Origin of the sequence: Rhizobacter sp., from assembly GCF_031412495.1 — a bacterium.
In the GTDB taxonomy this organism is placed as follows: domain Bacteria; phylum Pseudomonadota; class Gammaproteobacteria; order Burkholderiales; family Burkholderiaceae_C; genus Schlegelella_A.
Genome location: NZ_JANODC010000344.1, coordinates 1 through 11728, shown reverse-complemented (window position 1 = coordinate 11728; position 11728 = coordinate 1). Strand labels below are relative to the sequence as shown.

Sequence of the window (11728 nt, the reverse complement as noted above, 5' to 3'; positions counted from 1 at the left end):
CACCTGCTTCTCGGTCTGCCCGCCCGACATCGGGATCACCGTGCAGCCGGCGCGCTCGGCGCCGTAGTGCGCGCCCAGGCCGCCGGTGAAGAGGCCGTAGCCGTAGGCGACGTGGACCATGTCGCCGGGCCGGCCGCCGGCGGCGCGGATCGAGCGCGCGACGAGGTCGGACCAGGTGTCGATGTCGCGCAGCGTGTAGCCGACGACGGTCGGCTTGCCCGTCGTTCCCGACGACGCATGGATGCGGGCGACGCGCTCCTTCGGCACGGCGAACAGGCCGAAGGGATAGTTGTCGCGCAGGTCGCTCTTGACGGTGAACGGGAAGCGGGCGATGTCGGCGAGGGTGTGGCAATCGTCCGGATGCACGCCCTTGGCATCGAAGGCCTTGCGGTAGTGCGGCACGCTGTCGTAGGCGTGCTTCAGGCTCCAGCGCAGCCGCTCGAGCTGCAGCGCCTGCAGCTCGTCGCGGCTGGCCCGCTCGACCGGCTCGAGCTCGCCGGGAACGGAACGCTTGACGGTCATGCGCCCTCCTCCGTCGCCGGCGCGGCGGCGGCACCCACGGGTACGACGGTGCGACCCTTGAGCGCCGCCGAGCGGCCGCGCACGAGGGCGATGCGGGCGCCGTGCTGGTTGGTCACGACCATGTCGTAGACGCCGGTGCGGCCGCCTCGGGATACCTCGGCCGCCTCGGCAGTGAGCACGTCGCCGCTGCGCGCCGGCGCCAGGAATTCCACCGAAAGCCCGGAGGCGACGGTCACCTGGTTGTTCGAGTTGCAGGCGAAGGCGAAGGCCGAGTCGGCCAGCGTCGTGATGAAGCCGCCGTGGCAGATCTCGTGGCCGTTCAGCATGTCGTCGCGCACCGTCATCTGCAGCCGCGCCGTGCCGGCGCCGATCTCCAGCAGGCGCATGCCGAGGCCGCGCGAGGCGCGGTCGGCGGCGAACATGTGCCGGGCCACGACCTCCGGTGACGGCGCATCGGGTGCAGCCGCCGTCGACGGCGCCGCGCCCCCGCGCAGGATGGTTGCGTCCAGGCTCATCGGTCGGTGAACACCGGCGCGCGCTTGGCCAGGAACGCGGCCACGCCTTCGTGGAAGTCATGCCCGTAGCCGAGCTGGCGCTGCACATCGGCCTCGTGGCCGAGAGCCGTGCCGAGGTCCATGCCCTGCGATGCGTCCATCGCCCGGCGCGTGCTTGCCAGCGCCTTCGTCGGCATGGCAGCAAGGCGTGCGGCGAGCGCGGCGACCTCGTCGGCGAAGCCGGCATCGTCGACGCACTTCCAGATCAGGCCGATGCGCGCGGCCTCCTCGGCGGCGAGCTTGTCGCCGAGCATGGCGAGCGCGAGGGCACGGCCGCGGCCGACGAGTCGCGGCAGCAGCCAGGTGCCGCCGCAATCCGGGATCAGGCCGATCTTCGCGAAGGCCTGGACGAAGCTCGCCGAGCGCGCTGCGACGACGATGTCGCAGCAGAGGGCGAAATTGGCGCCGGCGCCGGCGGCCACGCCGTTCACCGCCGCCAGCACCGGCACCGGCATCGACCGCACGCGCAGAGCGAGAGGCTTGTAGTAGCGCTCGATCGCGGCGCCGACGTCGGTGGGCGTGGCGCCCGTCTCGAGGTTGGGCGCGACCGAGGGATCGGCCAGGTCCTGGCCGGCGCAGAAGCCGCGGCCGCTCCCGGTAACGACGAGGCAGCGTACCGAGGCGTCGGCGGCGGCGGCATCGAGCGCGGCGAGCAGTTCCCCATGCATCACGGCCGTGAAGCTGTTGAGCGCCTTCGGGCGGTGCAGCGTGATCGTGCGGACGGGGCCGGCATCCGCGACCAGGACCGTGGCTTCTTCCATGGGTCTCCTCAGGCAAGTTCGACCGACCGGTAAGTAAAGTATACGGCAGGCGACCAGGCCGCCGCCGGCCGCGATCTCGCGCCTCAGGTCCGGGCCAGGAAGGCCAGCAGCCGACGTTCGGCGGCCACCAGGCCGGCGCGCCGCGACGGCGACAGCGTCGCGAGCTTCTGCGGGTCGGCGATCGACGCCAGCGTCTCCAGCACGTGCGGATGGACGTACGACTTCTTGCACACGGCCACGGTGTTGCCGAGGCGCCTGGCCACGTCCATCAGGAGCTGGTTCGCGGTGCGATGACACGACGGCTCGCTCTCGCACTGCACCGCCCACAGGTCGAGCGCGTGCACGGTGGCGTGCCAGGTGCGGAAGTCCTTGGCGGTGAAGTTGGCGCCGGCGGCGTCGCGGATGTAGTCGTTGACGTCGGCGGAGTCGACGACGCGGCGCACGCCCGCCTCGTCCTCGTACTGGAACAGCTCCTGGCCCGGCATCGCCTGGCAGCGGCGCACGACCCGGGCCACGCGCGGATCCTCGAGCGCGACCTCGTGCTCGATGCCGCTCTTGCCGCGAAAGCGAAGGCGCAGCCGGCTGCCCTGCACCGCGGCATGGCGGTTGCGCAGCGTCGTCAGGCCGAAGGAGCGGTTGCTGCGCGCGTATTCCTGGTTGCCGACGCGGACCAGGGTCGTGTCGAGCAGGCGCACGATGGTGGCGAGCACCGTCGTGCGGCCCGGTCGGGTGCCGACCGGCGCGTCTAGATCGGCCTTCACGCGGGCCCGGATGCGCGGCAGCGCAGCGCCGAACTCGAGCATCCGCTCGAACTTGTCGGCGTCCTTGGCGAGACGCCAGTCGGGGTGGTAGCGGTACTGCTTGCGGCCGCGCGCGTCGCGCCCCGTCGCCTGCAGGTGGCCGTTCGGCCGGGGGCAGATCCAGACGTCCTCGTACGCCGGCGGGATCGCCAGCGAGCGGATGCGCTTCAGCGTCGCTTCGTCGCGGATCCGCTTGCCGTCGACGCCGAGGTAGGCGAATTCCTCGCCGTCGCGAATGCGCCGGATCCCCGGCGTCTCGTCGTTGACCCAGACGAGGCCCGGCGGCGCCGGCACGTCGATCGCCATCGAGGCCGATGCCGGCTCGCTGGCGCGAAGTGCCGCGCCTCTCATGGCCCCCCGACGGCCGGCGGAGGCGCCGCCGGCGGCTCGCGCACCGGCGACGGCGGGGTCGGGCCCGGCGGATCGCCGACGGGCGGCGGGACGCCGGTCGGCATGTCGGGCGTGGGCGGCAACGGCGGCGTCTCGATCGGATCGGACAGCGGATCGGGCGTCGAATGAAGCGCGGACGGTAGCGACACGGAGTCCCCTTGGTTGCCGCTGCGCCCAGAGCAACCGCCATGCCGATGCCGCAGGTCCGCGCCTTGCCCCGGGCGCCGCGTCGACACTTCCCCCGCCCGTCTGCGCAGCCTCCATGACCCGCGCCTCTTCGCTCCGCAAGATCAGCCCCCACGCGCCCTGGCGTGCCTCGTTGCCCGGGCTCCTCCGCAGGACCTTCGGGCTGCGGCAACTGCGCGTCGGACAGGAAGCGGCGATCGAGAGCGTCATGGCCGACCGGCCGACCCTGGCCGTGATGCCGACCGGTGCCGGCAAGTCCCTGTGCTACCAGCTCCCTGCCTTGCTGCGACCCGGCGCCACGCTCGTCGTCTCGCCCCTGATCGCCCTGATGAAGGACCAATGCGACAAGCTTCGCGAGCTCGGCATCGAGGCCGTGCAGCTCAACAGCGCCGTGTCCGCCGAGGAAAGCAGCGCCGCCGAGGCGGCCATCGACAGCGGCCGGGCGAAGATCATCTTCACGACGCCCGAGCGGCTCGCCGACAACGGCTTCGTCGACAGGCTGGCGCGGCGGCGGACCGGCCTGCTCGTCGTCGACGAAGCGCACTGCGTCTCGCAGTGGGGCCACGACTTCCGGCCTGCCTTCCTCGAGATCGGAGCCGCAGTCGAGCGGCTCGGCCGGCCCGCGGTCCTGGCCCTAACCGCCACGGCGACCGAATCGGTGATCGAGGACATCGCTAAGCAGCTCGGCGTCGGGCGCTTCGACGTCATCAACACCGGGATGTACCGGCCGAACCTGCACTACCGGGTGCTGCAGGTGACCAACGAGGACGACAAGCTCGGCCGCGCCGTGTCCATCGTCGCGGCCAGCGAAGGGGCCGGGCTCGTCTACGCAGCGACGGTCAAGGGCGCCGAGGCCGTGCACGCCGCCCTGGCGGCGGCCGGCATCGAGGCCGGCCTGTACCACGGCCGGCTGGGCGCGTCGGCGCGGCGCGAGCAGCAGGAGGCGTTCATGCGCGGCGGCGTGCGCATCATGGTCGCCACCAACGCCTTCGGCCTGGGCATCGACAAGACCGACACGCGCTTCGTCCTGCACTACCAGATGCCGGGCGGGCTCGACGCCTACTACCAGGAGTCGGGCCGGGCCGGCCGCGACGGCAAGGACGCCGAGTGCACCCTGCTCTTCCTGCACGGCGACAAGGCGGTCCAACAGTTCTTCATGGCCGGGAAGTACCCGGCCCGCGACGACGTCGCCGATCTGTATGTCGCCCTGCAGCAAGAGCGCCCCGAGCCGGCGGCGGGCGAGCCCTGGACGCTGGCTGCGCTGCAGGAGGCGCTCGACCGGCCGAAGGCCAAGCTGCAGGTGGCGCTGCGCCTGCTGCGCCACCAGGGCGTGGTCCGCCAGGACCGCGAAGGCCGCCTGGCGCTCACGCGCGCCGGCCTGGATCGCGACGCGCTAGAACGCCTGCTCGAGACCTACCGCCGCAAGCGCGAGCACGACCGCGCCATGCTCGAACGGATGGTCTTCTACGGCCAGACCGGGCACTGCCGGTGGAAGGTGCTGCTCGAGAACTTCGACGAAGCCGAGCGAGTCTCCTCGTGCGGCAGCTGCGACAACTGCGCCCGCATTGCCGCGGCTTTCGCCGCCGCCGCGGCCGATGCCGACGCTCGCCCCGCGGCCGGGGCCGCGATGGACGGCGAGCCCGGCGCGGAGCGGACTGCGCCGCCTGCGTTCGCTCGCGGCGACCCGGTCACGGTGCCGCGCTATGGCCGCGGCCTCGTCGACGCGTGCGACGGCGAGGGTGTGACGGTGGTCTTCGCGGGCGGCGAACGTCGCGTGTTCCTGCCGGCCTTCGTGCGGCCCGACGGACGCCGCAGCGGCCGGCAAGAGTTACCGCAAGCCGTGCCCGCGAACGGCTGAGGCACGGCCCGCGACGGGCCCCCGCACGGGGCAGGACCGAGCTTCGCGGCCGTCCGCGACGGCTTGGCACAGGTGTTGCTCTCGGCTGCCCCCCAGACGCTGCGCACGGCCTCGCCCGTGCGTCCCCAGCCACCCTTGGAAAGAGCACAGATCCGATGACGATGCCCACCCTGCAGACCGGCCAGCGACAACAGCACACCGTCACGCCGCGCCTGCAACACGCCGTTCGCCTGCTTCAGCTGTCGTCCCTCGACTTCGCCCAGGAAGTCCAGGACGCGATGGGACGCAACCCGTTCCTCGAGGTCGAGGACTCGCCGCAGGACGCGGCGCGCGTCGACACGGCAGGGTCGGGGCCCGACGGCGAGCCGCGCGGCATCGACTTCGAGCCCATGGCCGCGATCACCGACTCGCCGTACGAACGCGATCCGTGGCAGCAGTCCTCGGCCAGCGTGCGGACGCAGGGTTCGGAAGCCGACGTCGCCGCACTCGACCTGATCCCGGCCGACATCGGCCTGCGCCAGCACCTGCGCAGCCAGATCAACGTCCTGCCGCTCGACGAGCGCGACCACGCGCTCGCCTGCGCCCTCGTCGAGTCGCTCGACGACGACGGCTACCTGCGCATCTCGCTCGACGAGATCGCCCTCACCAGCGGCATGACGCCCGCGGTGGAGGACGACGAGATGCAGATCGCGCTGAAGCGCGTGCAGTCGCTCGACCCGGCCGGTGTCGGCGCGCGCAACGTCGCCGAATGCTTGCTGCTCCAGCTCGGCGCCGCCGAGGAATCGGGCGAGTGCCAGCTGGCGCGCGAGATCATCGCCGACCATCTCGACCGCTTGGCCCAGCACGACGTCAACGGGCTGGCCCGGCTGCTCAAACGCCCGGCCGCCGACATCGAGGCCGCCTGCGAACGCATCCGCCACCTGAACCCGCGCCCGGGCTGGAGCGTCGAGCCGACCTCGACGCAGTTCATCACGCCCGACGTCATCGTGCGCAAGATCCGCGGTCGCTGGACGGCGACGCTCAACCGTGCCGTCGTGCCCCGCGTCAAGCTGAACCAGACCTACGCCTCGATGTTCCAGGAGCACCGCACCGGCCAGCACGGCGAGCTCGCCCAGCATCTGCAGGAAGCCCGCTGGACGGTGAAGAACGTGCAGCAGCGCTTCTCGACCATCCTGATGGTCGCCGAGGCCATCCTCAAGCGGCAGCACCACTTCCTCGAGTTCGGGCCGATGGCGATGAAGCCGCTCGGCCTGCGCGAGATCGCCGCCGAGCTCGGGCTGCACGAGTCGACCGTGTCGCGGGTGACGAACAACAAGTACATGGCGACGCCGGTCGGGGTCTTCGAGCTGAAGTATTTCTTCTCGCGCGAGATGGCGACAGCCAGCGGCGGCGCCTGCTCGGCGACGGCGATTCGCGGCGTGATCAAGGGGATGATCGACGCCGAGAACCCGACTGATCCCCTTTCCGACGCGCAGATCGCCCGCCTGCTCGGCCGCCAGGGGCTGAAGGTGGCACGGCGTACGGTCACCAAGTACCGCCAGCTGCTCAAGGTGGCTTCTGTCGAGCGGCGCCGCCGTCTGGCAGCCCCGGCAGCGGCCGAAGCAGCCTGAGCGTGCGCGACGACCGTCTGTCTTCCTCGCCCCGGCTCCGGGCACGGCGGTTGCCTCGTTGCGACCGGAGACTGCGCGTTGCAGACGCAGCCGGGAGGTAAGGCAGACCGTGTCAAGCACACCGCAACCTCTGTCGGCCGGCCATGGCCGGCCGCCCCTCGCCGACGCGACGGCCGTCGAGTCCGACCGGATCGGCGCCATCGCCGACGCGGCACCGGTCCTCATCTGGAGCACGTCGTTCGACGGCGATGGCGACTGGTTCAGCGGCTCCTGGGCCGGCTACACCGGGCGCCCCGTCGCCGAGCTGCAAGGCAATGGCTGGGTCCGCTCGGTCCATCCGGAAGATGTCGACCGCTGCGTCGGCATCCAGCGCACCAGCTTCGAGGCCGGCGTGTCGTTCTCGCTCGACCTGCGCCTGCGCCGCCACGACGGCGAGTACCGCTGGATGCTGGACAACGCCGTGCCCCGCCTCGGCCCCGACGGCACGGTGGCCGGGTTCGTCGGCACCCTGGTCGACATCCATGACCGCAAGGCGCTCGAGGAAGCCCTGGCCGAACGCACGCAGCAGCTGCGCCTGGCAGAGCGGCGTCAGGGCCAATTCCTGGCCATGCTGTCGCACGAGCTTCGCAACCCGCTGGCGCCGATCGCCAACGCGGCGAGCGTCCTGCGCACGCTGGAGCACACCAACCCCATCCTGGTCCGCCTGCGCGAGATCATCGAGCGGCAGGTCGGCCGGATGGGCCACCTCATCGAGGAGCTGATCGACGTCACCCGCGCGGCGCAGGGCCAGGTGTCGCTGGTCCGCGAGCAGGTCTCGCTCGAAAGCATCGTCCAGGAGGCCGTCGCGAAGAGCCACGACAAGCTCAACGCCGGCCGCCACACCCTGGCCGTCGAGGTCCCCGACGAGCGCCTGTTCGTCCGCGGCGACAGCGGCCGGCTGGCCCAGGCGCTCTCCCATCTCGTCTTCAACGCGGCCAAGTTCAGCTTCGAGCCGAGCACGATCGGGATCACCGTCCGCCGCGCGGCGAAGACGGTGCAGATCGCGGTCAAGGACCGGGGCCAGGGCATCGATCCGGGCTTCCTGCCGCACGCCTTCGAGCTGTTCGCGCAACAGGACCAGACCCTGGCGCGCAGCCTCGGCGGCCTCGGCGTCGGCCTGACGCTGGCGCGCCGGATCGCCCAGCTGCACGGCGGCGACGTCGAAGGCTTCAGCGACGGCCCGGGCCAGGGCAGCGAGTTCGTCCTCTGGCTGCCCCTCATGGACCCGGAGACGGCGTCCCCGTCCGACAGCGGCGTGCCGCAGCTGAGCGAAAGCTACCGCGTGCTGATCGTCGAGGACCACCCCGACGCGCTCGAGAGCCTGCGCCTGCAGATGGAGCTGTGGGGCAACGAGGTCAGCACCGCGCCGAACGCGCGCGAGGCCCTCGAGGTGGCGCGACGGGTCCGGCCGCAGATCGTGCTGTGCGACATCGGCCTGCCCGACATCGACGGCCTGAGGCTGGTCGAATCGCTGCGCCAGGAACTTGCCGGCTCGCCGGTGGTCTTCGCCGCCGTGACGGGCTACGCCGGCGAGGAGGACCAGAAGCGGGCCCTGGCGGCGGGGTTCGATTCGTTCTTCGTCAAGCCGCTCAACCCGAACAGCCTGGCCAAGCTGCTGCGTTCGTACGCCGGCCGCCTGAGCTGAGGGACGGCGACCGCGGCGAGCCCCGGGGTCCGGACGGGGGAAGACTCAGCGCGCCTCGTCCAGGGCCCCGTTCTCGCTCATCGGCTCTTCCTCCGCCGCGTACTCCTTGAGGCGGTTGTAGAGCGTCTTCAGGCTGATGCCGAGGGTGGCCGCGGTCTTCTCCTTGTGCCGGCCGAAGTGCTCGAGCGTGGCCAGGGTGACCTGGCGCTCGATCTCCGCCAGGGTCATGCCGACACGCACCGTCACCGTGGGCGCGCTGCCGTTGCCGTTGCCGGCACCCGCCATCTGCGGCAGGCAGTCGTCGACGATGGTCGACCCCGGCGCCATCACGTAGGCGCGGTAGATGATGTTGCGCAGCTCGCGGACGTTGCCGCTCCAGCGGTAGGAGCCGAGGTTCTTGAGAAGTTCGGGAGCGAACCGCTTCGGCTGGCCTTCGCGTTCGCCGATCTGCTCCAGGAAGTGCTGGGCGATGAGGGGGATGTCCTCGGCACGTTCGCGCAGGGGGGGCAGGTGGATGGGGAAGACATTGAGCCGGTAGAGCAGGTCTTCCCGCAGCTTGCCGCGCGCCACCGCTTCCATCGGGCCGCGATTGGTCGCGGCGATGATGCGCACGTCGGTCTCCTGGACCTGGGTCGACCCGACGCGCATGAAGGTGCCGGTCTCGAGCACGCGCAGCAGCTTGACCTGCAGGTCGAGCGGCATCTCCGTGATCTCGTCCAGGAACAGCGTGCCGCCGCTGGTGCGCTCGAAGAAGCCCAGGTGCTGGCGATCGGCGCCGGTGAAGCTGCCCTTCTCGTGGCCGAAGATCTCGCTTTCCATGAGGTGCGGCGAGATGGCGCCGCAGTTGACGGCCAGAAAGGCGTTGGCACGGCGGCGGCTGAGCTCGTGCACCGTTCGCGCGACGACCTCCTTGCCGGTGCCGCTCTCGCCGGTGATGAAGACGGTGACCGCCGTCCCCGCGACGCGGATGATCTGCTGGTAGACGTGGCGCATCACCTCGGAGCGGCCCCAGAGCCCGCCGAAGTGCCCGTCCTTCTCCAGACCGACCTCGAGATCTCCGGCGACCGCCTTGAGCGCCGACGGCTTGGTCACCCGCGACAGCACGCCCTGCAGCTGCTTCAGGCTCATCGGCTTGACGAGGTAGTCGGCGGCGCCCAGGCGCAGCGCCTGGATCGAGGTCTCCAGGCTGGCGTGGCCGGTGATGAGGACGAGCTCGGCGTTCGGGATCGCCTTGACGTCCTTGAACAGCTCCATGCCGCTGCCGTCGGGCAGCATCAGGTCCAGCAGGATGATGTCCGGCTCCTGCAGAGCCATCTGGCGGCGCGCATCGCGCAGGGAACCCGCGGTAGCGACGGTGAAGCCTTCGTTGGCGATCAGCATCGCCATGGTTTCGGCCGCATCGGCGTCGTCGTCGACCAGGAGGGCGTGGGGCACTCGGAAGAACTCCTCTAGTGGAAAACGCCAGTATGGCACCCGTTCGGGCGCATCGAGGTCGCGGACGATCCTAGGCGGCACGCTGCGCGCTCAGCAGCGTCGACGGACCGATTCCTCTGTCGGAAAAGCCCTACGAGCCGATCCTCTCGGCGGGAGGGGCGCGTCGCGCCGGCCCCCGGCGCTCAGAGCCGGGCGCGCGGGTCGGTGCGACCGACGCGGGCCAGCAGGTAATCGACTTCCGCGCGTGCCGCGTCGGACAGCGCTGCCCGGGGCGCGCGCTGCGCCTCCGAGCCCAGCAGGCCGCGGCGCATCAGGATGTATTTGCGGACCGCGAGGCCGACGCCCGGCTGCTGCTCGTAGCGGATCAGCGGCAGGTGCGCGTCGAAGAGGTCGTGCGCCTCGTCGCGCCGGCCCTCGGCGGAGAGGCGGACGACGTCGACGAGCAGGTCGGGGAAGGCGTAGCCGGTGTTGGCGCCGTCGGCGCCCCGCTCCATCTCGTGGTCGAGGAAGAGGCCGCCGTTGCCGCAGAGGATCGAGACGTGGCGCATCGAGCCGTCCTTCTCGAATCCGCGCAGGGTCGAGATCTTGTCGAGGCCGGGCCAGTCCTCGTGCTTCAGCATCACGCAGCTCGGGCACTCGGTGACGATGCGGCGGATGACGGCCGGCGTCATCACGACGCTGAAGGTCAGCGGGTAGTCCTGGATCACGAACGGCAGGTCGTGGCCGACCGCCTCGGCCGCCTGCCGGTAGTAGGCGACGATGGCGTCGTCGGTGCGCAGCGTGTTCGGCGGCGCGATCATGACGCCGGCGGCGCCGGCGTCGAGCACGTCGCGGGCCAGCGCGCGCATGCCCGCAAAGCCCGGCGCGGAGACGCCGACGACCACCGGCACGGGCATCCGCTTGACCATGCGCGAGGCAATCGACACCGACTCGCGGTGGTCGAGCTTGGGCGCCTCGCCGAGCTGGCCGAGCACGGTCACGCCGGTCGCGCCGCATTCCACGTAGAAGTCGGCAAGGCGATCGAGCGAGCTGCGGTCGATCTCCCCGTTGGGCAGGAAGGGCGTCGGTGCGATGGGGAAGACGCCCCGGGCGTCGGCAGTCAGCAGCATGGGTTCAGGCAGTCGGAGGGTGGCGGGAGCGGGCGGCGAGCAGCGCGAGCGCGGCGGCGGCCGGGGCGATGATCGCCTCGGGGGCATGCAGCGTCCAGAGGGTCATGCCGGTGACGAGGCACCAGAGGACCGGGATCGTCCACAGTGCGCCGATCCAGGCCGCACGCAGCCAGGCCGGCAGGCGCCGTTCCCTCCCCGCCTCGAGCAGGAGGAGCAGGCCGAGCGTGCCGATCGCGGTCGGGTCGGGCGCGATGCCGAACAGCTCCGCCTGCGCCCACGGCCGGCCGAGCAGCGGCGCGACGACCGGGTAGGCGATGCCCGCCGTCAGCAGGGCGGCACCCACGGCCCCGCGTGCACCGCCTGGCCGCACGGCCAAGGCCGGGCAGGCCCGCGACGAGGCCAGGCCGAGGAGCAGCGCGCCTTCGAGGGCGAAGGCCGCAGCGAACCATGTCGCAGCCCAGTTGATCGTGGCGTAACGGGCCCCGAACCAGGCGCCGGCGCTGCACAGCCAGGCGAAGGCGACGATGGCGAACGCGCCGCGCGCTGCGCCGCGGCCGCCGCGCCAGGCCAGCCACAGCAGAACGGCGCTCAGGGCGACGGCCAGCGCCTGCGCCGGCCAGAGCGCGGCGTTGTGGATCTCGAACAGGCGGTGATATGTCCGCGCCGAAAAGAGCAGGAAGTCCGACGGCCGGTAGGTCCACCACTCGCTCACCGGCGCACCTGGCGGTCAGAGCGAGGCGACATGGGCGGCGATCCGCTGCCGCATCACCGCATCGGGCATGCGGCCGCGGGCCGCAGCCATGTTCTGGCGCAGGTGGTC

The 11728-nt window shown here is 71.6% G+C and carries 10 protein-coding genes; 3 read left to right on the top strand and 7 right to left on the bottom strand.

The window, feature by feature from the left end; all coding sequences use genetic code 11:
* The 4 genes from AC30N0_RS12645 to AC30N0_RS12630 all read right to left on the bottom strand — a co-directional run.
* On the bottom strand, window positions 1-522 hold a 522-nt coding region (locus AC30N0_RS12645), incomplete at its 3' end, for a phenylacetate--CoA ligase (RefSeq protein ID WP_489518261.1).
* Window positions 519-944 (bottom strand): hydroxyphenylacetyl-CoA thioesterase PaaI, encoded by a 426-nt coding sequence (paaI, locus tag AC30N0_RS12640; protein ID WP_489518262.1) that lies wholly within the window; start codon window positions 942-944, stop codon window positions 519-521. The genes AC30N0_RS12645 and paaI, both read right to left, overlap by 4 nt.
* 89 nt (window positions 945-1033) lie before the next feature.
* Complete coding sequence (locus AC30N0_RS12635) at window positions 1034-1837, bottom strand: enoyl-CoA hydratase-related protein (protein WP_489518260.1); 804 nt, start codon at window positions 1835-1837, stop codon at window positions 1034-1036.
* A gap of 83 nt (window positions 1838-1920) precedes the next feature.
* Window positions 1921-2988: a DNA topoisomerase IB gene (locus tag AC30N0_RS12630; protein ID WP_489518259.1), complete on the bottom strand. Its 1068-nt coding sequence runs from the start codon at window positions 2986-2988 to the stop codon at window positions 1921-1923.
* Window positions 2989-3289: 301 nt separating this feature from the next.
* Here AC30N0_RS12630 and AC30N0_RS12625 point away from each other — a divergent pair, with 301 nt between their 5' ends.
* The 3 genes from AC30N0_RS12625 to AC30N0_RS12615 all read left to right on the top strand — a co-directional run bounded on the left by AC30N0_RS12625 (window position 3290) and on the right by AC30N0_RS12615 (window position 8365).
* On the top strand, window positions 3290-5071 hold the full coding sequence (locus tag AC30N0_RS12625; protein WP_489518258.1) for a RecQ family ATP-dependent DNA helicase: 1782 nt from the start codon (window positions 3290-3292) through the stop codon (window positions 5069-5071).
* 155 nt (window positions 5072-5226) lie between these two features.
* The gene (locus AC30N0_RS12620; RefSeq protein ID WP_489518257.1) at window positions 5227-6681 is read left to right on the top strand and encodes an RNA polymerase factor sigma-54; all 1455 of its coding nucleotides are present in this window, start codon (window positions 5227-5229) and stop codon (window positions 6679-6681) included.
* A gap of 109 nt (window positions 6682-6790) precedes the next feature.
* A complete protein-coding gene (locus tag AC30N0_RS12615) occupies window positions 6791-8365 on the top strand; it encodes a PAS domain-containing hybrid sensor histidine kinase/response regulator (protein ID WP_489518256.1) in 1575 nt (524 codons plus the stop codon).
* Window positions 8366-8410: 45 nt separating this feature from the next.
* On the opposite strand, the gene AC30N0_RS12610 is transcribed toward AC30N0_RS12615, so the two are convergent.
* The 3 genes from AC30N0_RS12610 to AC30N0_RS12600 form a co-directional block, all read right to left on the bottom strand.
* Window positions 8411-9799: a sigma-54-dependent transcriptional regulator gene (locus AC30N0_RS12610; protein WP_489518255.1), complete on the bottom strand. Its 1389-nt coding sequence runs from the start codon at window positions 9797-9799 to the stop codon at window positions 8411-8413.
* Window positions 9800-9981: 182 nt separating this feature from the next.
* On the bottom strand, window positions 9982-10908 hold the full coding sequence (locus AC30N0_RS12605; protein ID WP_489518254.1) for a dihydrodipicolinate synthase family protein: 927 nt from the start codon (window positions 10906-10908) through the stop codon (window positions 9982-9984).
* A 4-nt stretch (window positions 10909-10912) separates the two neighbouring features.
* On the bottom strand, window positions 10913-11620 hold the full coding sequence (locus AC30N0_RS12600) for a DUF6064 family protein (protein ID WP_489518253.1): 708 nt from the start codon (window positions 11618-11620) through the stop codon (window positions 10913-10915).
* Window positions 11621-11728 lie beyond the last annotated feature (108 nt).